Raw genomic sequence first — 22154 nt, 5'->3', positions numbered from 1 at the left:
ACCGTTATGGAATCATTCATCTACATGCTTTCTGCTATCCTATCCGTTTCCTTCCTTTGGATTGTCATTAACGGCCTATTCTTCCCAAACTACCAAAAGCCATCAAGACTTTCGTCCCCTCCCCTTGTTTCCATTCTAATTCCCATGCGCGATGAAGAGCGCAATGTCGAGCCTCTTATTGAAAACTTAAAACAGCTTTCATTTCCTAACCTAGAGATCGTTTTATTGGATGATCATTCTTCTGATGAAACTTACTCCAAGGCGCTAGAATTAACAAGAAAAGATAGCCGTTTCTCCCTTATCCAGGGTGCCCCTCTGAAAAAAGGGTGGGCGGGGAAAGTTCACGCCTGCTATCAACTATCCCATGCTGCAAACGGAGACTTTTTGCTTTTCCTTGATGCGGATGCCCGTTTAAACCAGAACACCATTGAACATATGCTACCTTTTTTTAAGGATGAAAAGGTTGGTCTTGTTACTGGTTTCCCCCATTTTCCGGTAACAACGTGGTTAAGCAGACTGTTAGTCCCGATGCAGCATTTTGTCATCTGGCTTCACCTCCCATTAGCCTTGGCTAATTACAGTTCCTTCAAGCCCGCGAGCGCCGCACATGGTGCATTCATGTTTTTTGAAAGGAGCGCCTATGATTTTATCGAGGGACACTTTTCCGTAAAATCCAGTATCGTCGAGGATGTTCATCTAGCAAGAGTCATGAAGGAGCACTGTTTTAAAGTAAAATTGATTAACGCGACCCCCTATGTTACTTGTCACATGTATGAAACCAATTCTGAGGTTTGGAATGGTTTTTTGAAAAACATCTACATCGGAATAGGAAAATCCCCTATCATGGTCGCACTTTTAACCATCTATTACAGTTTGTTGTATGTATTGCCTTTCTTTTTGGTCTTCATGGCGCCGTTTTACGGAATATGGTTTATCGTACCCCTTTTACTCGTTTGGGCGCACAAGCTTTATATTGACTTGCAGACGGGGCAGGTTTCTTATCTGTTTTTGTTTATGCCCCTAAGCGCTCTTGCCTTCCTTGTCATCATGCACGCTTCCATGTGGAAGTCTTTAAAAAATCAACATTATATTTGGAAGGGGCGTGCCTATAAATGAAAAAAGTGATTGTGATCGGAGGTGGCCTTGGTGGGCTTTCAGCTGCCATTACGCTTGCTTCTAACGGTTTTGACGTAACCTTACTTGAAAAAAATAGTCATTTAGGCGGTAAACTGATGCCTGTTCAGTTAGGACAGGCATCTTTCGATTTTGGACCAAATACCATCACCATGCCCGGTGTATTTAAGGAGGTTATATCACAAGCAGGCGAAGATCCTGATGATTATTTTAGATTCGTGAAACTTCATAGCCATACAAGGAATTATTTTTCTGATGGGACATTTTTGGACTTTAGTTCCGTTAAAGAAAGGATGAAGGAACAACTTACAGTTTTAGACCCAGTAGGTGCACAGAATTACGACGCTTTTTTAAAAGAGGTGACAAGATTATACATGCTGGGAGAGGCCCAATTTTTTCGCCGGACCTTCACGTCCACTGCTGATTATCTATCACCAAAGTTAGGCTTTTCCTTTAGCAAAGTTCGTCCTATGCAATCATTACATGGCTTACACCGCAAATATTTCACCAATCCCTTCGTTATTCAAGCATTGGACCGCTATGCAACCTATATCGGATCTTCTCCCTACGTTTCTCCAGCGACTTTCGGCTTAATCGCTTATCTGGAACTTGTGGAGGGCGTTTACTACACAAAAGGCGGAAACACTAAGATAGCACAAGGCTTTGAAGAGGTTGCAAAAAAAATAGGGGTGACAATAAAAACAAACTGTAAGGTTACGAGTATAGAAGTAAAAAACAAGAAGGCTGTATCCGTTTCAACAGAAGACGGGGACCGTTATTTGGCAGATACCATAGTCATGAATGCTGACTTGCTGGTAGCATACCCTGAGCTTGTAAAAGAAATGGACAGGCCTCACTTTACGGATAAAAAAGCCTCCGGGTATGAACCATCAATCTCTGCGTATGTGGTTCTTGCAGAAATGAACAAGCGTCATCCCGAACTGCTACATCATACTGTTTATTTTTCTAAAAACTATCAACAGGAATTTAAGAGTTTGTTTGATGAAAAGCAATATGCAAAAGAACCCACCATCTATCTCAGTAACTCTTCTTTTACTGAAAAGGAAAAGAGTCCCAATGGGGACAATCTATTCATTTTGGTAAACGCGCCGGCAACCTTAGGGGAATCTTCCAAGGCACCCGAAACGTATAAAGAGATGATTTACGAATCCTTAGCGACTAAAGGACTATCTCTGAAAGAACATATTTTGGCAGATAAGGTCATCTCACCAAGGGATATTCAATCCATGTTCGGTGCCTTTAAAGGTGCACTATATGGGGTAGCTTCCAACCGAAAAATGGATGCCTTCTTTCGGCCAAGAAACAAATCGGCCGATATCGAAAACCTCTATTTTGTAGGCGGATCCACCCACCCAGGTGGTGGATCCCCTATGGTCACCTTATCAGGGTTGAATGTAGGGAGAATGATCAGTGACCGAGGCTAAACAAATCTAAAACAAGATCCTGCCACTTCGCACCCCTGGGGAGTTTCCGCCGATTGCTCCCCTCCTATCTTTAAACAGGGAAGAAAGTGGGGAAATATTAAATACTAGTTTTTTAGGAAGTGAGGTCTTCCTTACAGGATGAAGACCTTCCTACTTCAATTTTCGTGGTAGAGAGGCTTCAAAAATCAAGATAAAGACCTTATAATTAATTGTTATCAATAAAAAAATCACCACAGTGTCCAGCCACCGTGGTGATTTTTTTAAATTTGCGAAATGATTTCCCGCTTTTCTTCATTACTGACATAGTGCTTCATTTTAAAGACAGAATACCCTTTTTTACGGATTGAACCGAGGATGGCACGGTACAGATACGCCGCTCCCTTCACAGGTGTCCTCGAATGCAACGGATAGAGATCGATGGAACTCATCGCCTGTTCATAAAGCTTTTCCGCCTTATTGGCCATATCTTCCCATACAGAGATGAACTTATTGTTCACAATATGCATTTTTAAGTCTTCAGTTGAGTAGCCTGCCTGCTCAAGCTTTTCAATGGGGATATAGATCCTATCCCGCTCCAGGTCTTCGCCGATATCCCGCAGGATGTTGGTTATTTGCATCGCCTGGCCAAGTGCAATGGCATCCTGCCGCAATGCTTCCTTATTATTGGGTGCGAGGATGGGCAGTAACATCAAACCAACCGTACTTGCTACATGGTAGGAATAATGAAGCACCTCTTCTTCTGTATAATATAACTTTTTATATAAATCCATTTCCTGTCCTGTGATCATATCGTGAAAGGCTTGCACGTCCATCTCATATTTTCGGAATACATCCTGCAGGGCAAGCCACATCGGATCTTGTGAAGGTAATTGATCTTTCAAGAAAACGGCAAAAGATTGCTTGAATCCAAACAGCTCCTCCTTAGGGTCCCTTCCCTCATCCACAATATCATCCACCTGGCGACAGAAAGCATACACGGCCCAGACTGCCTGTTTTTTTTCTTTAGGTAAAAGCATAAATGCCTTGTAAAACGTTTTGGAATGATCTTTGATTATGGATTCACAATGAAGATAGGCTTTCGTTAAGTCGGTCATTGAGATTCACATCCTTTGTAGATGAATGATGGGCAAAATCTTGGATTATCTGATTTGCTGCAAGCTTTGCGCTTTGCATGACAATGGGGATACCGCCCCCTGGGTGAACGGAAGCACCTGTAGCATACACATTTTCAAGATTGGTCGGTTTTGCTTGAGGCCTAAATACACCGGACTGGAATAAGCTTGGCGCAATGCCGAAACTCCCTCCCTGAAATAAACCATCCTGTTCGGCGTCATTCGGCGTCCTTACTTCCATCCATTCCATCTTATCGCTTAATCCTGGGAACGCCCTTTCTTCGATATTTTTCAACATCTTTTCCATAAACACTGTTTCTAGGCTCCAATCTATATGACTGCCAGAAGGAACCGGAACCAATACATATAGCGTACTTTTTCCGTCCGGGGCCAATGAAGAATCTATCAATGATGGATTAAAAGTATAAAAGGATGGATCTGTGGGTACTTTCTTTTCCTCAAACACTTCCCTCATATGCTGATCAAAATCTCCACCCATAAAAAATTGATGTATATCTGACTCTTCATACACTCCATCCAATCCGAAATAGAAAAGCACACATCCAGATGAAGGTTCATACTTTCTCTTGTCATGGAGAATATGTGCAGCAGTAGGAAAGTCACCGTTCCACACAAGAGCGTCCACCTCAATGGCCCGACCGTTAACCCGGATGGATTCCACTAGACCGTTTGCCTTTTTAATATCCTCCACCCTGCTATCCACATAAAGAGGAATCTCATTTTCCTTTAAAGTGTCAGTCAGCACCTTCACCAGGGAGGCATACCCACCTTTCATGTAATGGATCCCATGTTCATGCTCACTGTAAGGTATCAGACTGTACATAGCCGGTGATGTCTGAGGATGACCACCGATATATAAAGTTTGTAAAGAGTAGGCTTCCCGAAGGCGTTCATCCTTGAAAAAGGACCCGGAGAATTTTTTGGTGGATTGATATGCTTTTAATCTGACTAAAGACGTGAGGTTCTTTCCAGTCCAGAAATCTCGTTTTCTTGTAAAAGATTTCTCGAGGAAGGAGGTCTGCCCAATTTCAAAGTTTGTTTTCATTGCTTCCATATACTGCTTAAAGCCCTCTTCTTCACCAGGAAATTCTTGAGACAACTCCAATAACTGCTTATCTCTGTCTTTAAATTTGCTGTACTTTTTTCCGTCTTTGAAGTGTATGGAATAAAGGGTATCAAGCCTTATAAGCTCCCAAGCATCATCAGAAACGCCTGCTTCTTGCAAAATGCTCGTTAACATTTCGGGTAGAAGGACAATGGTTGGACCTTTGTCAATTCGGTAACCTTCTCTTTCGACAAAAGAAAGGCGACCTCCTGCTTGTTTTTCTTTTTCATAGATGCTCACATTAAACCCTTGCTTCTTTAAGAGAAGCGCTGTGATCATCCCACCTATCCCTGCTCCTGCTACTGCTATATGTCTACTCATTGAGCTTTCTCCAATCTTTTCGCTTGGAAGCTTTGTTGAGGTTGTGTTTCATGTTTTCCACGTAGTAGTCCGGTAGTGATTCGTGCTGACTCTAATATAGTGGGCAATCCGCTTCCAGGATGGGTACCACCGCCGACAAGCCAGCAGTTATCCAATTCTTCAAATTTGTTATGCGGACGAAGCACCATCATTTGACTGAGCTGATGTCCAAGATTAAAAGTGGCTCCCTTATATACAAACACTTCTTTTTCCCAATCTTCTGGAGTAAGGATCTTCTCCACTTCAATATGGTTTCTAAGTTCTTTAAATCCACTTTTCTTTTCCAGTGATTCAAACACCAGATCTCTGAATTTTTCTTTATTTTTCTGCCAATCTATTTCACTGAAATTGTTAGGAACCGGAGCTAGAATATAAAGGGCCGACTTCCCCTTCGGAGCCAATGTAGAATCTGTAACCGAAGCATTCTGCACATAGATGGAAGGGTCGTTCGAAAGCTTTTTTGTTTTTGTTATTTCTTCCACATTCCTTTTGTAATCCTCTGCAAATATGATGCTATGGTGAGGCAGGTCATACACCTTATCCAGGCCGAGATAAATCATGAAGGTAGAGCAGGAAAACTTCTTTTTCTCCAACTTTCTCTTGCTATATTTTTTTAGCACTTTATCATCCACCAGGTTTGTCATGACGTGGGCAAAGTCACCATTGACCACTACCTCATCCGCCTCGACTTTTGTGCCATCTTCCAATATGACACCAACTACTTTACGCCCTTGCAACCACAGCTTTTTCACCCCTGTGCCAAGACTGATCCTCCCACCATGTTCCGTTACAACCTTAGCCATGCTTTCAGATAGCTGATTGACTCCGCCGATAGGATGATAGATTCCATATGCGTGCTCCATCCATGAAAGGATCGAGAAGGCACCCGGGCATTCCCAAGGAGACATTCCAAGATATTTAGATTGGAATGTGAACGCAAGTTTCAGCTGCTCTTCCCGAAAATATTTACTCAATTGGTCATACAGGCTGCTTCCTAAGCTTAATTGCGGAAGGGCTTTAATAACCTTCCATTGGAAATAATGATAGAAACGGTCCATCTTTCCTTGAAGAATGGGTGACAAGGCGTCCATCCGTTTTTCCGTTTCGGACATGAAGCGCTCATAGCCTTCTCCGTCTCCAGGAAAGTATTTTTCAATGGTCTGTTTCATCTTCTCTTGATCACGAGTTACCATAAATGATTTATCCGGAAAAACAAGTTCATACATATCCTTTAATTCTTTCATTTCCATGTAGTCATGCATGTTTCGCTTTGACTCTGCAAAAATCTCTTCAGCTATTTGAGGCATACTAAGGAAGGTTGGGCCCATGTCAAACGTAAACTCACCAATTTTTATGGCAGAGTTTCTCCCACCGACATATTGTTGCTTTTCCATTACGGTCACCTGATACCCATTTGCAGAAAGCATCATTGCAGCTGCCAATCCGCCTGGACCTGCGCCAACCACAATTATTTTTTTGCTCATTTTAGTACGCCTCCTCATTCCAAACAAACCGCTCTTTAATTAAACAAATATTATACAAACATTATACATAATATTGTTCATTCTTACAATCCAGAACTCTCTCTTGTGTAGAAAGAAACTTTTCTCGCATGATAGGATCCCTAAAAAGAGCTTGTCCAACCTTTTGATGAAATAAAAACTCCTTACTAAGGAGTTTAGGAGTTTTCATCTCTCTAATACAATAAAGCGCGTACTACTTCCATAAAAACACACTTGACCCTTTTTAGCAATTTATTCCTTTATTGTTACTCCGTAATGAGTAAACCATACATGAATTTGTGCAAGGTGAGCCAAAAGCTGAGGACCTGTCATCAGTTGACCAAACCAAGGTACCTGAAAGGCTTTTCCTTCCGAGGAAACGATGTCTTGTAGCTTCTTTTTATCGAAAAATTCAAGAAGCGGACTAGTATGATCTTGTAGAATCTCCTCCAGCCAATTTCTGACCAGTTTCGTATAAACAGGATGGTGGGTCTTGGGATATGGACTCTTCTTGCGATAGAGAACTTCCTCCGGCAATATTCCTTCCAATGCCTTCCGCAGAATCCCCTTCTCCCTATTGCCATGCATTTTCATTTCCCAAGGGATGTTCCAAACGTATTCTACTAAACGATGGTCCGCAAATGGAACTCGGACCTCAAGGCTTGCTCCCATACTCATCCTATCCTTACGATCTAGAAGAGTTGTCATGAACCATATCATATTCAAATAGAAAAGTTCCCGCCTGCGTGCTTCCAACAGGCTTTCCCCTTCCAATCTTGGCGTCTCCCTCACCGTTTCTTCAAATTTGGATGTAATATATTCATCCAGCTTCAGTTTTCTACTCCATTCCGGACGGAGCAGGTCCATCCTTGCCTGTGTGGAACGCATCCAAGGGAAATTGCTTGAAGCCAAGTCCTCTGGCCTATGAAACCACGGATATCCCCCAAAAATCTCATCGGCACATTCCCCTGAAAGGCTGACTACATAGTTTTGTTTGATTTCCCGGCAGAACCACAAAAGGGAGGAATCAATGTCCGCCATTCCCGGTTGGTCCCGCACCAGTACCGCTTCTTTTAAATAGGCTGCGAGATTTGTCTGTGATATGACGGAACGGTGATGTACCGTACCAAAGGTTTCTGTCATTCTTCTAATCCATTTCTCATCGGAGTTCGGCTGGAACTCATTCGCTTTGAAGTATTTATCATTTTCCTCATAATCAATGGAATACGTATTTAATGGCGGTTTTCCTTCTCTCTTGAAAGCATTGGCAGCAATTGCCGTTATCGCACTTGAATCAAGTCCACCGGAAAGGAACGTACATACCGGTACATCCGATACCAATTGCCTTGTCACAGCATCGGTAAATAAGTAGCGGACCTTTTCCACTGTTTCGTCGAGCGTATCGGTATGAGGCTTGCTTTCCACATTCCAATAGCGCTTTATTTTTAACCCGCCACTTTTCGATAATACTAGAAGGTGAGCTGGACGGAGTTCCTTTATATCATGGAATAATCCATGACCAGGGGAACGGGATGGACCAAGACCAAAGATTTCTGCCAATCCATCATATCCGACTTTGCTTGATACATCCGGATGGGCGAGCACCGCTTTTAATTCCGATCCAAAAATGAATTTTCCTTGTGATTCATGGTAAAAAAACGGCTTTACCCCAAGCCGGTCCCTTGCGATGAACAATTGATCTTTTTCTTCATCCCAGATTGCAAACGCAAAAATTCCATTTAAGTGGTGGACACATTCTTCCTTCCATTCCATATAGGCGGTCAGCAGCACCTCAGTATCAGAATGCCCCCGGAAAGAATACCCTCTCTTGAGAAGCTCCTTTCTAATGTCTTCTGTATTATAAAGTTCTCCATTGTAACAAATCGTATAATTTTTATCTGCTTTCGTTCTTGTCATCGGCTGTTTGCCGCCTTCCAAGTCGACAACAGCAAGTCGCTTATGTCCAAATCCCACATGACGGTCCATCCAGACATTCGTATCATCAGGCCCACGAAATGATAATGTTTCCGCCATTTTCTTCACTATATCCTTCTGATCTTTAATATCCTTTTTGAGATCAATCCATCCTGTAATACCACACATATTGTCCCATCCACTCCTTTGCTTTAAGCAAACTACGGCTGTTCTATACTATGCCGGGAGTGCTTATACCATGAACTTGAGAAAGAGTTTACGTAACGATTCCTTGTTAGTCTTCCTTCCAGTGGAATGAGCAGATTTAATTCCATTTCGTATCTTTCATCTTCTCGTTTAAAGGCAGGCAAAGTAGGGAAGAATGGCAGAAAACCTAACTTCAAGCTACTGGAGGAAATGACTGTGAATCTTCAAAAACGAAAAAGCATCATCTACGAGCAAAAACGCTCCTTTACTTGTGGGACAATTGAAAGTATAAATGATCAATGGATCTTCTTTGAGGCTGAGGATGATGAAGCATTTTTGCTAGAGGAAATTTCTGAAGAGGGCATTGAGATCCTTCTTTCCAATGAGTGGGTACCTGGTGTTCTTCTGGAAACTGGGCAAGTTATTTTACATACGAAGCATCTATATGAATTGAATAACGGGGATGCAGTTCGTGTACGTAAAAAACTCCCTCAACCATATATGGAACTGTTAGAGGAACTTTCGGAAGATGCGTTCACGAAGTTCACCACACTTTTAAATAAGTCCAACATTTCACTGTATGACTGTATTTACTGCCATAATACCATGCAGTTTATGGACCAAGTGAAAGAACCATCGGGAGTGAATTTCTTGGTCTACGATAATGAAACATTTATTTGCTCCGTTCAGCACCATTTTACACGGGGTAAGTCGATGACAGATCGCTTTGAATACACGCTCCAAACAGGAAAACGGTATATGTTCACGAATATGGAACGCAGAAAAGCTGAATAGCTTCACACAAAAAAACGTGATTCGCTAAATAAGAATCACGTTTTGATGTTTCAAGATATTACATCGGTAAACTAAAGCCCAAATGGATGATATACGCTAAAGTCAATACGAATAGAACCCATACCACAACAGTAGATTTTCCTTTTCTTGTACGGACAGAGATCATCTCCATCAAACCGATTACCACGATACCAAGTACCATTTTCAATACATATTGGCCGTTTGTAATCCAGCCCCAGCCAAGCTGCAAGCCTGTTACAACAATCAATATGTAGAACAATCTCAATACCATCGATGTGATTTTAGCACCTTTTTCTTTTCCTACCTTTGTCAAAACAAGCACAACAACAAACAGAATAAGTGCGATTGCCCATGTGGAAATATGCGCGTGCGTCATTTTTACTAACCTCCTTCTTTCAACTCAAAACTACTTGTATCATACCATAGAGAAGGAAAAAAACTAAATAAATTACCTTAATATAAGAGTTTGAATTATTTTCAGTATTGCAGGGAAAAGAGCACGACCGCATAAACTATAACGGCCAGTATGAATATTCGTAAAAACAACAATTTTTTCGAAAATAGCCATTAACAATGATATAATACCTTTGAAAGCCATTACATTGATTAGATGGAGGTATTTCATATATGACAACAAAAACGCATGACATCATCAGCATCACAGAAAAATTCGGTGCCAATAACTATCACCCGCTTCCAATTGTTATCTCTAAAGCGGAAGGTGTATGGGTGGAGGATCCGGAAGGCAACAAATACATGGATATGTTAAGTGCCTATTCTGCAGTAAACCAGGGGCATCGCCACCCAAAAATCATACAAGCCTTAAAGGACCAGGCAGATAAAATCACGCTGACGTCCCGCGCATTCCACAATGATCAGCTCGGCCCATGGTATGAAAAAATGGCTACTTTAACGAAGAAAAACATGGTGCTGCCAATGAACACCGGTGCAGAAGCTGTGGAAACAGCAGTAAAGGCTGTTCGACGCTGGGCTTATGACGTAAAAGGTGTACCTGTCAACCAAGCAGAGATCATCGTTTGTGAAGACAATTTCCACGGCCGTACGATGACAGCTGTATCCATGTCTTCAAGCGAAGAGTATCAGCAAGGCTTCGGTCCAATGCTTCCTGGGATCAAAGTAATTCCTTACGGTAGCATTGAAGCACTTAAAGGTGCCATCACACCTAACACTGCTGCTTTCATTTTTGAACCAATCCAAGGGGAAGCCGGCATTAATATCCCTGCTGAAGGATTCCTTTCTGAAGCATATGAAGTTTGTAAAGCCAACAATGTATTGTATGTGGCTGATGAAATCCAGGCTGGCCTTGGACGTTCTGGCAAACTTTTCGCTTGTGACTGGGAAAATGTAGAGCCTGATATGTACATATTGGGAAAAGCGCTTGGCGGAGGGGTATTCCCGATTTCCTGCGTAGCAGCGAACAAAGACATCCTTGGCGTTTTCAACCCAGGATCCCACGGCTCCACGTTCGGAGGAAACCCATTGGCTTGTGCTGTTTCGATGGCGGCACTGGAAGTCTTAGAGGAAGAAGAGTTGGTTGAGCGTTCCTTTGAACTTGGTAACTATATGATGGAAGAGTTACGTACCATCAATAATCCTATAATTAAAGAAGTGCGCGGTCGCGGTCTCTTTATCGGTGTGGAACTGACAGAGGCAGCTCGCCCTTATTGTGAAAAGTTAAAAGAAGAAGGTTTATTGTGCAAAGAAACGCACGAAACGGTGATTCGTTTTGCGCCGCCTTTAGTGATTTCCAAGAAAGATCTGGATTGGGCAATCGGTAAAGTGAAGCAAGTATTATCTGTATAAATTACAAAAGCTGTCCGAAGGGTTTAGAGAGACCTTTTGGACAGCTTTTTGTATTTGGCTCTGTTAAAACTCCGCTGTTGATTTGCGCACTAGGCTTCGCTTTCCTAGGGGCGTTTGGGGAGCCTCCTCGGCTTGCGCCAAGGCCACTGAAAAAGTAATGAATGTTAATAATCTGGTTAACACTGCTGTAAATCTCCGCAAACGGCTTCGCTTTCCGCGGGGCGACCTTGAGCCTCCTCGAGCTGCGCCCTGCGGGGTCTCAAGATTGTCGCTATCCCCCCGCAGGAGTCTGCGCCTATTGCTCCAATTAACAGCTAGAAATCATTTGAACGATAAGGTTATTGGGTTTTTTAGTGGCCTCGCTTGCGCCTGCGGGGTCTCCCCTAAAACGCTATCTCCCTCAGGACAAGGAAGGCTTCGACAGCGATACATCGCACGAAGAAAATGCGTAATATTTTCGAGGAGTCTTCGCCTATTGCTCCAATCAACAGCTAAGTTGCTACTAAAATCAACAGTATGCTTTAACAGAGCCTTGTTTTTAAATAATCATCTTGAAAAGTTGATTTTTATATATTACGCTGCTCAAACCACCACGTTCTTCAATGTTCCGATTTTTTCCACACTTACCTCTACCACATCTCCCTTTTTCAAAAAGCGAGGAGGCTCAAAGCCTTTTCCAACTCCAGCAGGGGTTCCGGTTGCTATGATATCCCCAGGCTCCAAGGTCATCCCCTTTGAAATGGTGGCAATGATCTCAGGTATAGAAAATATCATCAGCCCGGTAGATTCACGCTGGCGGACCTCCCCATTCACTTTTGTTTCCACTATCAAGCTTTGTGGATCTTCCATGAATGATTTATGGACAATTGTCGGTCCCATAGGACAAGACCCATCCAGACTTTTCCCTAAAAAGAACTGTTTATGCCTTTTCTGCATATCCCTCGCAGTAATATCATTGACGATGGTGTAACCAAATACGTGATCCATAGCATCTTCAATGGAGATGCCCTTGCCTGACTTACCGATGACTATAGCTAGTTCCCCTTCATAGTCCAATTGGTCTGTAAGATTTTCATGGCTTTCAATGGAAGCACCTGGACCTATTACAGAAGTAGGAGACTTTGTGAAAATCATGATATGCTCCGGGATATCTCCTTCACTTCCCATCTCAAGAACATGGTCACGATAGTTTTTTCCGACACAGAAAATGTTTTTCCGCGGCCTTGGGATAGGTGCAAGGAGATGAATTTCCCCCATCGGGTAAAAATAAGACTCAGAGTCCCTTTGCATGAAGACGTGATCCCTTAACTTGGCCATACTTTCAATGAAGGACTCTCCCTGTTCTATTCCTTCCAATAGGGTGGATGGCAATACTGTTCCATTACCCAATTCTTTCTGTGCTTTATGTAGGTCAAGTACATAGTTTTGAGCCTCGTCGGTTAATCCGATTCTTTCCTCACCTTGTATTTTCATAGTTACAAAATGCATGTTACATCGTTGCTCCTCTCTCGTCACACTTGGTTTATTGTAGTAATTTGTTATATTATGACTTGTTTTATCGAAGTGCTTTTTTTATTGTAAAGACCGTGCCATAATAAGGACAACCGCTTGCGTTACTTAATCTTATTGTAATGGAGTAGAAGAAAATGTTGGCATTAAAAATCGAACTAAAAAGACAGCAAATGATTCATTGCGCAAAAGAATACGGATTTACTGCGTCACAAACTGTCAGATGCAGTCAGGAACTAGATGTACTGCTGAATAAACACTCGCAACAGCAACTCCGTTTAAGGAAAAATCAAAATAAATATTCCTTTGCACAATGACTAAGATGTGAGGCATATGCTCACATCTTTTTAAATTTCGGTCTGTTGCCGTATGTTCCAGCTCTCCAAAGCCATTCCATCGGTCCATAATAGAAATTGGACACCCAAATTCTACTGATAATAATTTGGAATACATATATTCCTAGTACAAGCCATAGTCCTTGAAACGGGGTGAATGAACCATATAACCCTAATCCATAACTGTAAAAAATCAAAGAACATACAACAGATTGGAACAAGTAATTGGTCAAGCTCATCTTCCCCACGTATTGGAATGGAGATAATAGCTTCAACCCTAAGCTTGTTCTGGTAACCAATACAACCGTAAGAAAATAGAACACTGCACTAGCGGGACCACCGATGCCGTCTTGCAAATATTCGGTAGCATAGTTTTGTTGCGTATAATATGGAAGCAGTTTAAAGATCAACGCCAGAAATAGAGTTACCAGCCATAGCTTTTTCATTCCAGCTAGATGCTCTTCCACTTTTTCTAGCCAGTTCGATTTAGCTGCTGCTGCCCCGAATAGAAACATTGGCAACACGGAAAGCACGATGAAAAAGAAGTTAGCTATATTAACAAAAGACCAATCGGAAATACGCTGTTTGGTTATCTCCATAAATGTACCATTCGCATATACCTCCAAAGACTGTGCAGCATTCCCTTTTAATGTGGAATAGATATCTGCGTCCCCCATGGTCATGGTCACAACAAGCATCAATAACGAGAACAGGATTGTCGGTATCACAACAAGCAAAAGCCCCGTCCACACCATTGCTTTTGATGACATATTCCTCATCACTAATAATATAAATCCGCATAAAGCATATGTAATAAGAATATCCCCATGCCAAATGAAGAATGCATGGATCACTCCTATCACCAGCAATACGATGAGTCTCCTAGAAAAATACTTTGGTACAGATAGATTTTTCTCAGCAACCCTTTTTGCAAAAATAATAAATCCATATCCAAACAAAAACGAAAATAGTGTGTAAAAGCTTGCCTGAGCAAGAATATCCACGCCATTCATAACAACTATGTCCCTGGTTTCCGACCAATATGTTTTCATGTTCACATACAGCATTGGTGAAAAGAACGAAGGCATATTCACTAGGAAAATACCTAATATCGCGATCCCCCTAATAATATCCAATGCTACAATTCTCTCTTTTTCTTGTATCGGTGCCGCTTGCATCCAGATTCCTCCCTCTTGCCTCTTTTATCTCATACAGAACATTATAGCTTTTTTTCCTTAATATTCCTATCATCAAATTCACGTGATAGCCGATTACAATTATACACTCACCATACCGGGCTAATGTCATAGGATATATCAATAAGCGCACAGAAAAGGAGTTAACGTTTATGCCAGCAATCGTCGGAGCTGTAAGTGTTAACAGCATCGGTAACTCCGGGATATTTCATATCGGGGACGTTTTCCAGATGTCTCCGGTCAGTTCAGCTAAAACATTTGCAGGAGCCGGAAGCTTCAACACAGGAGATTCAATTAGCATAAGCAACACTAACAGTCAGACAAACACCTATGACCAAGACGTCAATGACCAACCAGTTGCATTGAATATGTGAGGCTCTTTTCGTAAACTTTGTTGCTTTTACTCGTAAATCGCAACAATCTTTGAGAAAAGAGCTATATGTAAACAGAATAGCTCCAAGAACCCGGAGTCAGAAAATATGAAAAGCGGAGGGGCCGAGATGTCTTCAAATTTTTTCATCAATCAAAACATTGTGATCCATCATTTGAAAATTGGTGGAATAACAAACTCTTCTGTTTTCCAGATAGGTAGTGCCGGGGTCATTAAATCCCTATCCAACCTTTATAACACAGGAGGATTTGAGGAACCCGCCCCGGTAAGTAGCGCAGAGGTAGCCCAAGGACAGCAGGTTGGCTCAAGCACAGGCACTTTAGGCCCCTTTGTCCCCTTAACAGGTTCAGATTGATTTTTTCTTCTGGGCATTCACCCATTTTCAAGTGATTGCATAAAGTATTGGAGATGATTCTCAAGAACTTAGCAAACCAATGAAAGAGGTGGGTCGAATGTACAATAACTATCAGTACCTTTATCAATCACAACAACAGGTACAACAGCTTCAACAAGTTGTAGAAAACCAGACAAAGCAGATCTCCACCCTTGAGGAGCTTGTAAAGCTTATGCAAAAGGAGATCATCCAATTAAAAGAAAAACCTAGTATGAACATAGAAAGAATTGAGTATAAATTTGATCAGCTTAAAGTGGAAACACTCGAGGGTACATTGAATATTGGCCTGACACCAGGCTCATCAGGGGAGATCGAAGACTTTATCGTTACCAAAAACAACCTGGAAGTCCCGGTTCCACAAAGAAACCAAAATCTTGCAAAAGGAATAGAAGCAGATTTACGGGAGTATTTGGAGAAAAACGGAGAAGCGAAGATCAAACAAATTGCAAAGCAGCAAGGCAGGTCCTTAGAGGATCATTATTATGATTTTATGATCCAAGATGTAAATAAACAGCTCTCTTCTCGTGTCAATCACAAGTTGAATACCATCACGGCAGAAGCTGTGCAAAAGGGTTATAATGATGAAAAAATAAAAGAGATTACCATCCAGCAGCTACAAGGCGATATGGATAAAGCTTTTGCAACTTTTATACAAAGCTTGCCTCACCAAAAATAAATATGTGTGGTGTTAATGAATGAATTTCCAAGTAACCAATCATAATCTGCAAGTGGATAATATCAATATTCTAGGGGTTTCTTCTTCCTCCATTTTCCTAGTTGGCGATACGCAGAATATCTGTCTTTCTTCCTATTTTGATACACCTGCGGAATCATTGATCATAGGACCTTTTGTTCCTCTTACTACGGAATAGGCCATGAGAATATCCAGAGTAAATGATATCAATTTGCATTCTTTGTCCTTCAGCTCTTATTTTCACATTGGTGATTCATGTTATATTGACGCAAAATCTCGAGCACTTGCGGTCAAACGGGAGTTCCCAAAATTTTATGGAAATGAAGGTAATTTTTCTGATTTCCCCATTTTCAGCTTGCAATATCCAATGCCGAGGTTAACGGAGAACGTGAACATGTCTGTTTTAAATCCAAACCCGAACATTTGCGTTAATCATATCACGGTAAAAGGGGTATCCTCTTCCTCTGTCCTGCAGGTCGGATCCTCCCAAACAATTTGTGCAGAAGTAAGAATCAAACATATAAGGCAACTTTTAGATCCAGAAGCGCATCAAGCGATGGGAATTCCCATAACAAGTACAAAAAGGGAAGAGGAGGTGTAGCGTATGCCTTCCATTATTGGCCCCGTAAAAGTGACAAATATCGGTGGGGGGATCATTAATTTCGGGGACACCTTTTATATTAGCCCGAAAGGAACCGGAAAGACCAGCGAAGGTTCCGGTGGGTCCAACACGGGAAATATCATTAATACAAATAGCGGACTTAATGCTACCAATACGATTGATCCTGACATGACAGATCAGAGCGTCAGCGGGAATAAATAAACATCACCTTCACCTTTTAGGCGAGTTTTCATATAGTGTAAGTATCAAAAACAAGACGGTTCGTAATGTCGCGGTCCAAAACTGCGATAACAGAAACGGCCGACAACAAAAGGATGTTCTGCATGCCAGCTATCGTAGGTCCGGTTGCCATCAACAGCGTAGGCGGAGGAGTCATCAACTTCGGAGATTCTTTTTATATTTCTCCCAAATCCGCCTCCAAAACTTCAGCAGGATCCGGTGCACTTAACACCGGAAACTTCGTCATCACCAACAACGGTCTCAGCGCCACCAACACTATCGACCCTGATATCAATGATCAGGATATTGTGGCGAATAAATAAAAGCCGTGCCCACGTAAGTGGCACGGCTTTTGAGTTTAGCGTCTTTTCTTTCGTTCGTTTGATTTGCGGGTCAGTGGTATTTTGGTGGACGGCTGTTTTTTGATCCACTTGATGAAGGAGGAAATCTTCGGGTCATCCTTTAAAAGGAGAACTGTGTTCAGACGAATGGCAAGTTCTTCATTCGTATAAAGAGCATGTATCTGCTTATGACATGGAATACAAAGATTTGCCGTTGGTAGAAAGGTTCCCCCCATTTCCTTCGGGGTAAGATGATGAAGCGTTATTTCCACCCCTTCCCTCTCACAAAGCTCACAAGTTCCAATCTCCCGCTTTTTCTTTTTTGCCATTTCACCTCACACCTCCTACAATCAGGATCACCAGCCTTGCATCCTCACCTTCTTACACACACATTCCATCATAGGTTCTCCAAGGTTACCACAGAGCCTGTGCCAGAAGACTGTGCAGGTGTAACCACCAATCGTCTCGGCAGGCGTGCCCTTAGCTCTTGGACATGAGAAATCACTCCCACGGCAAGGTGGTTGGACTGTAGTTTCTCTAGTGCGGTTACCACTGCATCCAGCAATTCAGAGTCCAACGTTCCAAATCCTTCATCAAGGAAGAAAAATTGTAACGGATACTCCCCACGCAACTGAATTTGTGCTGACAAGGACAACGCAAGGGCTAGGGAGGTCAGGAATGTTTCCCCACCCGATAGCGTGGAAACCGGTCTTCTCACCCCGCCATTTGCATCATCACGGATAATAAATCCTCCTTGTGAGTCCATCTCCAATGCATATCTCTGTCGGGTAAGTTGGCCCAATCTTTCCGATGCATCCCTGCTTATTTGTAGCAGTTGTTCTTCCGCCAGGTATTCTACAAAACTGTTCCCTTTAAAGACAACTTGCAGTTTTTGGTAAGCCTGTGTTTCCTCTGTCAACTTTTCTTTCTTTACCTCGAGGGAACGGTAACGTTCATTGCGTTCTTTTATGGAAGTAAGATTATGTTGAACTGCACTTTTTCTTTCTATTTCTTCCCGTAATTTTTTTCGCGAATATTGCAGCTGTTCCTGCAATTCTTGCCATTGTGCTTCTTCCAGCTTCTCTGTCCCTATAAGTGCATTCAATCTGGAAAGGTCCTTTTCAACAGCTTTTCTTTCTTCCCAATATTGTTCTATTTGTTTCTTCCAATGATCCTTATGATCTATTTGGGCAACTGCATCCTCCACTGCATCCATAGATGTAAAAATGGATTTTTCCAAATGAAGTTTCCATTTTTCCTGGATTTTCTCGAGCCGGGACTTGGTCTCACGTACCATCTGTTCACTTTGCAAAGCAGATTTCTCCCTTTCTTGTGCATCCTGCTGTGCTGAAGTCCATGTTTGGTAACCTTCCCTTTCCCTCTCATTTAAACTGGCCAATTTAAGCTCCACCCGTTTCAGCTCATCTTGAATATCATGTTCCCCCGCAATGGATTTTATTTCTTCTTGGGTTTCTTTCATACGGGAAATTAGTTGCTCCAGGTTTAATTTTTCTTGATATATGGATTTTTCCATTTCCATTTTCTTTTCTTGTACTTCTTTTAATTGTTTCTCTTTTGTTTCGATAAAATCCACACTTTTATTGATTCTTTCCTGCAGCTCCACTCTGCGCTTTTCCGTCTCTTGTGCAGCCTGATAATTCCCATCAATCTCTTCAAAACTCTCCTTCTCGAAAGCTTCGCGCCACTGCTTCTTTTTACTTTCAAGGTCTTGCCTTGAGCTTTTTTCGCGCTTATTCCACTCTTCCCGTTGCTCTATATAGCTAGAAGAAAGCTTGGCAGTTTCCTGAAATGTTCCCGACCAGGTTTTAAGGAAGTGGTCCGCTTGCTCTTTCTTTTCCTGCAGATGGATAAGGTCTTGGATCAATGACTTTTGCTCGGTTAAGATTCTGTGGTATTTATCAACAAGCAGTCCCGCTGCATCTGACGACTCGTCCATTTCCTTCTTCCACTTATCTACTTTTTCTAAGGATTCCTTTGGGCTAGGAAGTTCTGTTTCTCCATCAAGGTCTCGATGAAGCTCAGAAGCCAATTGCTCCAGTCTGAGCTTGATTTTTAAATTCTCCTGCTTTTGCAGAGATAACGCAGATGGAAGTTTCCCCACTTCACTTTCCTCTTTACTGCTCGCTACCTCTCGATGTGCTTCCTGAGAAGCTACACCAGGATGATCAGTGGATCCACAAACTGGACATGCTTGCCCTTCTTCGAGTGATTTTGCCAGTTCCATTGCTAGTTGATGAATTTTGGCATCTTCTGCAAACTGTTGTTCTTCCTTCAAGAATTGTTCTGTTTGTCGCTCCAACCAATCTAGATATTGTGTCATTTCTGATGCTTGGTCGTAATGCTTCTCTGTACGTTGAAAGAGTTCCAGTAGTGTTTCTTTTCCCTTCTGCAGGTTTACCTCTGCTTTTTGATTCTCTGCTTGAAATGCTAGAATTTTGTTTTGGAGGGTTTGAACCTCTGCACCATTTTCAAACACTTTTTTCTCCAAGTGCAAAATTTCCTGTTTGCCCTCAAAGGCCTTCTGCAGCAATTGTAGACGGACAGGTGAATCAGCATGTGACGCAAGCTCATCCTTTAATGCCTTCTGCTTTTTAACTGCCTTGATATAGATGTCTTTCTCTTTTTCTTCCAGGGCTTCTATACTAGTAAGCTTTTCTTTTTTTGACGCTATAGACTGTTGTAGGTCTACTATCTTCGGCTTATGGGTAGCTAAGCCTTCTTCTAGCCTCAGTGCACGGTCCAACTTTTCTTTCTTGGTCAGTAACACTGGTAATTCCGTCTCTTTCTTCTGCCTTGCTTCTTGATAACTAATCATTGATTTATCCATTTTTTCTTTCGCAGATGCATGGGCAGCTTGGTCTTGTATGCTTTTTTGCCTCCATTGAACGAAAGATTTCTCCACTTCTTTTAAATCATTCAATAATGGCTTTAAGTTCTCCGCTTGCTCCGCCAAAGTATAGGATACTTCCATTTCCTTAATGGAAGCTTCAGAAGCTAAGAAAGTTTGCAGCTTCTGTTCCACCACTTCCCTTTCCGTCTGCCATTCCCATTGCTTCTTTTTACTTTCGAAAACATTTTCCAGTTCCTGAAGAGCTTTTTCTGCAGCATCCACGAGAGCTTCCACTTCTTTAAACGCCTTTTCCGCTTCTTTCACCGCTTCATCCGTTGCCTCGCCCAAACCCAGCTGCTCAGCATGGATCTGACCGAGCAGCCTGGTTTTTTCCTGTAATTCTTCCTTAATTTTTCGCGAAAGCTGATCTCCGTATTTCTCTAACTGAAATAGGCGTTGCAGCATCTGTCTCCTGTCAGCACCCTTCAATGATAGAAACTCTGCGAATTTCCCCTGGGGCAGGACGACCGCCCGGGTAAAGTCATCGATGGTCAGACCCAGGATTTCTTGGATGGCCTGATTGACTTCACTTGCCTTATCAGCGATGACGATATGTTCTTCGTCCTTAACTTCCGTCAATCTGGATATTCCCGATTTGACGCGGATATCATCCGTACGCTTAAAAGTCCGCTCCACCTTGAATCGTTGCTTTCCATTGGCATTTTCTAATTCAAATAGGAAGGATACCTCCAACTGGTTCTCAGCATGATTCATGATTCCCTGTGTATTATTGGAGGCACGCTCCACTTTCCCGTAGAGTGCGAGTGTCATGCCATCCAAAATGGATGATTTACCGCTACCAGTAGGTCCGAAGATACCAAAAACGCCTCCTTCACAGAGCGATTCAAAGTCAATCACTTGCTTCTCACGAAAACTGTGCAAGCCTGTGACCGCTAGTGAGATTGGTTTCATGCTTTTTCCTCCTTTACCGATTCATCTTGTAGCAAGGAAAGGAATAACCGGACCAATTCCTCCTCAGGCTGTGCTCCACCTGATTGTTTTTCGTAAAATTTAACAAATAGCTCTTCGATCGGAACACTATCCATTTTCACAGCCTTCCGTTCCTCCACCATTTCCGGAAAAATAGGACGGATATGGAGGATGCCATCGTGATGCTTTCGGATGCGGTGAATCTCTTCCATGGATAACGCATGTGTCACATGAATTTCGAGATCCACCCAAGCATGATGGTCCTTCTTTTCCTCCAGCCATCCAAACACCTGTTGAACACCTTCTGTCGCTTTCCATTTTACAAGAGGCTTCCCGCTTGATAGATGTATCTCTTTCGATTCTACCTCTGCACCAGGCTTGGCATCTATGATAGTGACACTTTTTGTATATCCAGCCTCAGAAAAACTATAGGCCAGAGGAGAACCGGAATACCTTGCAGCGGTTTTCGCACGCTTGATGGTCTGAGGTCGATGCAGATGTCCAAGCGCTACATACTGCGCTTGTTCGGGCAAGCTTTCCGCTGCAACCGTGAACGCTCCGCCTACTTCAATCGGCCGTTCCGAATCGGAGGAATTCCCACCTGCAACAAAAAGATGGCTCATCGCAACATTAACCGTCTTTTCCGTGAACGCTTCACACATTTTCCCGAAAAACTGACGAATCCGCTCATCATATTGATTGCGGATGACCTTTTCATCAAACTCTTCGGAAAGCACCTCATTCAATCTCGATTCAGATGGATATGGCAGAGAAGCAAGCATGAGGGTTTCATTTGTTGTAGGAATGTAGATATTCTGAACATCCATGGTGGGGTAACCGAGCAAGGATATATTCTGTGAGCTTGCAAGAGGGCTGGATGCCGAAAGACGGTCTGGATTATCATGGTTTCCCGCAATGACCGCTACCGGCCTTTTCCCATTGTTTGAAAGCTGTTGAAGTGATTCATAGAATAGCACTTCCGCTTGAGCAGGTGGATTGACCGTATCATATACGTCCCCAGCCATCAGAATGACATCTATCTTTTCGTCCTTTACTATTTGTAAAAGTTCTTCTAGAAATTGAGCCTGCTCTGGCAATCTGCTTCTTCCCTCCAGTGTCTTACCGAGGTGCCAATCTGCAGTATGAAGTATTCGCATCGTCCTCTTCCTTCC

22 protein-coding genes are annotated in these 22154 nt (G+C 42.4%); 12 read left to right on the top strand and 10 right to left on the bottom strand.

Going from position 1 to position 22154, the window contains the following annotated elements:
* The first annotated feature begins 6 nt into the window (after window positions 1-6).
* Both EKQ44_RS00145 and EKQ44_RS00140 read left to right on the top strand, forming a co-directional pair.
* On the top strand, window positions 7-1116 hold the full coding sequence (locus tag EKQ44_RS00145; protein ID WP_237661508.1) for a glycosyltransferase family 2 protein: 1110 nt from the start codon (window positions 7-9) through the stop codon (window positions 1114-1116).
* The gene (locus EKQ44_RS00140; RefSeq protein WP_237661507.1) at window positions 1113-2579 is read left to right on the top strand and encodes a phytoene desaturase family protein; all 1467 of its coding nucleotides are present in this window, start codon (window positions 1113-1115) and stop codon (window positions 2577-2579) included. Before EKQ44_RS00145 ends, EKQ44_RS00140 begins: the two co-directional genes overlap by 4 nt.
* A gap of 260 nt (window positions 2580-2839) precedes the next feature.
* On the opposite strand, the gene EKQ44_RS00135 is transcribed toward EKQ44_RS00140, so the two are convergent.
* The 4 genes from EKQ44_RS00135 to asnB form a co-directional block, all read right to left on the bottom strand.
* The gene (locus EKQ44_RS00135) at window positions 2840-3673 is read right to left on the bottom strand and encodes a phytoene/squalene synthase family protein (protein ID WP_237661506.1); all 834 of its coding nucleotides are present in this window, start codon (window positions 3671-3673) and stop codon (window positions 2840-2842) included.
* The gene (locus EKQ44_RS00130; protein ID WP_237661505.1) at window positions 3639-5138 is read right to left on the bottom strand and encodes a phytoene desaturase family protein; all 1500 of its coding nucleotides are present in this window, start codon (window positions 5136-5138) and stop codon (window positions 3639-3641) included. Before EKQ44_RS00130 ends, EKQ44_RS00135 begins: the two co-directional genes overlap by 35 nt.
* Window positions 5135-6661 (bottom strand): phytoene desaturase family protein, encoded by a 1527-nt coding sequence (locus tag EKQ44_RS00125; protein ID WP_237661504.1) that lies wholly within the window; start codon window positions 6659-6661, stop codon window positions 5135-5137. Before EKQ44_RS00125 ends, EKQ44_RS00130 begins: the two co-directional genes overlap by 4 nt.
* 270 nt (window positions 6662-6931) lie before the next feature.
* Complete coding sequence (gene asnB / locus EKQ44_RS00120; protein ID WP_237661503.1) at window positions 6932-8782, bottom strand: asparagine synthase (glutamine-hydrolyzing); 1851 nt, start codon at window positions 8780-8782, stop codon at window positions 6932-6934.
* A 234-nt stretch (window positions 8783-9016) separates the two neighbouring features.
* Between asnB and EKQ44_RS00115 the strand changes: the two genes are divergently transcribed.
* Window positions 9017-9595, top strand: a complete 579-nt coding sequence (locus EKQ44_RS00115) for a DUF2777 family protein (protein ID WP_237661502.1) — start codon at window positions 9017-9019, stop codon at window positions 9593-9595.
* Between the two features lie 58 nt (window positions 9596-9653).
* Here the strand turns inward: EKQ44_RS00115 and EKQ44_RS00110 are convergent, their stop codons facing one another.
* Window positions 9654-9992 (bottom strand): DUF1516 family protein, encoded by a 339-nt coding sequence (locus EKQ44_RS00110; RefSeq protein ID WP_047971132.1) that lies wholly within the window; start codon window positions 9990-9992, stop codon window positions 9654-9656.
* Between the two features lie 251 nt (window positions 9993-10243).
* Between EKQ44_RS00110 and EKQ44_RS00105 the strand changes: the two genes are divergently transcribed.
* Window positions 10244-11440: an ornithine--oxo-acid transaminase gene (locus EKQ44_RS00105; RefSeq protein ID WP_237661501.1), complete on the top strand. Its 1197-nt coding sequence runs from the start codon at window positions 10244-10246 to the stop codon at window positions 11438-11440.
* Between the two features lie 582 nt (window positions 11441-12022).
* Here the strand turns inward: EKQ44_RS00105 and EKQ44_RS00100 are convergent.
* Window positions 12023-12928 (bottom strand): fumarylacetoacetate hydrolase family protein, encoded by a 906-nt coding sequence (locus tag EKQ44_RS00100; RefSeq protein WP_237661500.1) that lies wholly within the window; start codon window positions 12926-12928, stop codon window positions 12023-12025.
* Between the two features lie 158 nt (window positions 12929-13086).
* Between EKQ44_RS00100 and EKQ44_RS00095 the strand changes: the two genes are divergently transcribed.
* Window positions 13087-13266, top strand: coding sequence for an aspartyl-phosphate phosphatase Spo0E family protein (locus EKQ44_RS00095; RefSeq protein ID WP_237661499.1), 180 nt, complete (start codon window positions 13087-13089; stop codon window positions 13264-13266).
* 20 nt (window positions 13267-13286) lie between these two features.
* Here the strand turns inward: EKQ44_RS00095 and EKQ44_RS00090 are convergent, their stop codons facing one another.
* Window positions 13287-14462 carry a DUF418 domain-containing protein gene (locus EKQ44_RS00090; protein WP_237661498.1) on the bottom strand — a complete coding sequence of 392 codons (1176 nt, stop codon included), beginning with the start codon at window positions 14460-14462 and terminating at the stop codon, window positions 13287-13289.
* Window positions 14463-14632: 170 nt separating this feature from the next.
* Between EKQ44_RS00090 and EKQ44_RS00085 the strand changes: the two genes are divergently transcribed.
* The 7 genes from EKQ44_RS00085 (at window position 14633) to EKQ44_RS00055 (ending at window position 17123) form a co-directional block, all read left to right on the top strand.
* Window positions 14633-14854, top strand: a complete 222-nt coding sequence (locus EKQ44_RS00085; protein WP_237661497.1) for a spore germination protein — start codon at window positions 14633-14635, stop codon at window positions 14852-14854.
* A 126-nt stretch (window positions 14855-14980) separates the two neighbouring features.
* Complete coding sequence (locus EKQ44_RS00080; protein WP_237661496.1) at window positions 14981-15226, top strand: spore germination protein GerPB; 246 nt, start codon at window positions 14981-14983, stop codon at window positions 15224-15226.
* 97 nt (window positions 15227-15323) lie between these two features.
* A complete protein-coding gene (gene gerPC, locus EKQ44_RS00075) occupies window positions 15324-15941 on the top strand; it encodes a spore germination protein GerPC (protein WP_237661495.1) in 618 nt (205 codons plus the stop codon).
* A 19-nt stretch (window positions 15942-15960) separates the two neighbouring features.
* A complete protein-coding gene (locus EKQ44_RS00070; protein WP_237661494.1) occupies window positions 15961-16137 on the top strand; it encodes a spore gernimation protein GerPD in 177 nt (58 codons plus the stop codon).
* A gap of 3 nt (window positions 16138-16140) precedes the next feature.
* A complete protein-coding gene (locus EKQ44_RS00065; RefSeq protein WP_237661493.1) occupies window positions 16141-16560 on the top strand; it encodes a spore germination protein GerPE in 420 nt (139 codons plus the stop codon).
* A gap of 3 nt (window positions 16561-16563) precedes the next feature.
* The gene (locus EKQ44_RS00060) at window positions 16564-16782 is read left to right on the top strand and encodes a spore germination protein (protein WP_237661492.1); all 219 of its coding nucleotides are present in this window, start codon (window positions 16564-16566) and stop codon (window positions 16780-16782) included.
* 122 nt (window positions 16783-16904) lie between these two features.
* Window positions 16905-17123, top strand: a complete 219-nt coding sequence (locus EKQ44_RS00055; RefSeq protein WP_237661491.1) for a spore germination protein — start codon at window positions 16905-16907, stop codon at window positions 17121-17123.
* A gap of 35 nt (window positions 17124-17158) precedes the next feature.
* Here EKQ44_RS00055 and EKQ44_RS00050 read toward each other — a convergent pair whose 3' ends face one another.
* From EKQ44_RS00050 to sbcD, 3 genes are all read right to left on the bottom strand, one after another.
* The gene (locus EKQ44_RS00050) at window positions 17159-17470 is read right to left on the bottom strand and encodes an HNH endonuclease (RefSeq protein WP_237661490.1); all 312 of its coding nucleotides are present in this window, start codon (window positions 17468-17470) and stop codon (window positions 17159-17161) included.
* A gap of 68 nt (window positions 17471-17538) precedes the next feature.
* Window positions 17539-20964 (bottom strand): SbcC/MukB-like Walker B domain-containing protein, encoded by a 3426-nt coding sequence (locus EKQ44_RS00045; protein WP_237661489.1) that lies wholly within the window; start codon window positions 20962-20964, stop codon window positions 17539-17541.
* A complete protein-coding gene (sbcD, locus tag EKQ44_RS00040) occupies window positions 20961-22139 on the bottom strand; it encodes an exonuclease subunit SbcD (protein ID WP_237661488.1) in 1179 nt (392 codons plus the stop codon). Before sbcD ends, EKQ44_RS00045 begins: the two co-directional genes overlap by 4 nt.
* Between the last annotated feature and the right edge of the window lie 15 nt (window positions 22140-22154).

Source organism: Sutcliffiella horikoshii (assembly GCF_021991925.1).
Classification (GTDB): Bacteria; Bacillota; Bacilli; order Bacillales; family Bacillaceae_I; genus Sutcliffiella_A; species Sutcliffiella_A horikoshii_F.
Note: the sequence above shows the minus strand (reverse complement) of the source record. Positions and strands in the feature narration are given on the sequence as shown.

Excerpts from the sequence above, each read along its gene's own strand:
- EKQ44_RS00110 (WP_047971132.1), bottom strand. The coding sequence starts at position 9,992 with ATGACGCACGCGCATATTTCCACATGGGCAATCGCACTTATTCTGTTT.
- EKQ44_RS00045 (WP_237661489.1), bottom strand. The coding sequence starts at position 20,964 with ATGAAACCAATCTCACTAGCGGTCACAGGCTTGCACAGTTTTCGTGAG.
- EKQ44_RS00065 (WP_237661493.1), top strand. The coding sequence starts at position 16,141 with ATGAGAATATCCAGAGTAAATGATATCAATTTGCATTCTTTGTCCTTC.
- EKQ44_RS00055 (WP_237661491.1), top strand. The coding sequence starts at position 16,905 with ATGCCAGCTATCGTAGGTCCGGTTGCCATCAACAGCGTAGGCGGAGGA.
- EKQ44_RS00060 (WP_237661492.1), top strand. The coding sequence starts at position 16,564 with ATGCCTTCCATTATTGGCCCCGTAAAAGTGACAAATATCGGTGGGGGG.
- EKQ44_RS00080 (WP_237661496.1), top strand. The coding sequence starts at position 14,981 with ATGTCTTCAAATTTTTTCATCAATCAAAACATTGTGATCCATCATTTG.
- EKQ44_RS00095 (WP_237661499.1), top strand. The coding sequence starts at position 13,087 with ATGTTGGCATTAAAAATCGAACTAAAAAGACAGCAAATGATTCATTGC.
- EKQ44_RS00125 (WP_237661504.1), bottom strand. The coding sequence starts at position 6,661 with ATGAGCAAAAAAATAATTGTGGTTGGCGCAGGTCCAGGCGGATTGGCA.
- gerPC (WP_237661495.1), top strand. The coding sequence starts at position 15,324 with ATGTACAATAACTATCAGTACCTTTATCAATCACAACAACAGGTACAA.
- EKQ44_RS00090 (WP_237661498.1), bottom strand. The coding sequence starts at position 14,462 with ATGCAAGCGGCACCGATACAAGAAAAAGAGAGAATTGTAGCATTGGAT.
- EKQ44_RS00135 (WP_237661506.1), bottom strand. The coding sequence starts at position 3,673 with ATGACCGACTTAACGAAAGCCTATCTTCATTGTGAATCCATAATCAAA.
- EKQ44_RS00145 (WP_237661508.1), top strand. The coding sequence starts at position 7 with ATGGAATCATTCATCTACATGCTTTCTGCTATCCTATCCGTTTCCTTC.
- EKQ44_RS00070 (WP_237661494.1), top strand. The coding sequence starts at position 15,961 with ATGAATTTCCAAGTAACCAATCATAATCTGCAAGTGGATAATATCAAT.
- EKQ44_RS00085 (WP_237661497.1), top strand. The coding sequence starts at position 14,633 with ATGCCAGCAATCGTCGGAGCTGTAAGTGTTAACAGCATCGGTAACTCC.
- EKQ44_RS00050 (WP_237661490.1), bottom strand. The coding sequence starts at position 17,470 with ATGGCAAAAAAGAAAAAGCGGGAGATTGGAACTTGTGAGCTTTGTGAG.
- EKQ44_RS00100 (WP_237661500.1), bottom strand. The coding sequence starts at position 12,928 with ATGCATTTTGTAACTATGAAAATACAAGGTGAGGAAAGAATCGGATTA.
- asnB (WP_237661503.1), bottom strand. The coding sequence starts at position 8,782 with ATGTGTGGTATTACAGGATGGATTGATCTCAAAAAGGATATTAAAGAT.
- EKQ44_RS00105 (WP_237661501.1), top strand. The coding sequence starts at position 10,244 with ATGACAACAAAAACGCATGACATCATCAGCATCACAGAAAAATTCGGT.
- EKQ44_RS00130 (WP_237661505.1), bottom strand. The coding sequence starts at position 5,138 with ATGAGTAGACATATAGCAGTAGCAGGAGCAGGGATAGGTGGGATGATC.
- EKQ44_RS00140 (WP_237661507.1), top strand. The coding sequence starts at position 1,113 with ATGAAAAAAGTGATTGTGATCGGAGGTGGCCTTGGTGGGCTTTCAGCT.
- sbcD (WP_237661488.1), bottom strand. The coding sequence starts at position 22,139 with ATGCGAATACTTCATACTGCAGATTGGCACCTCGGTAAGACACTGGAG.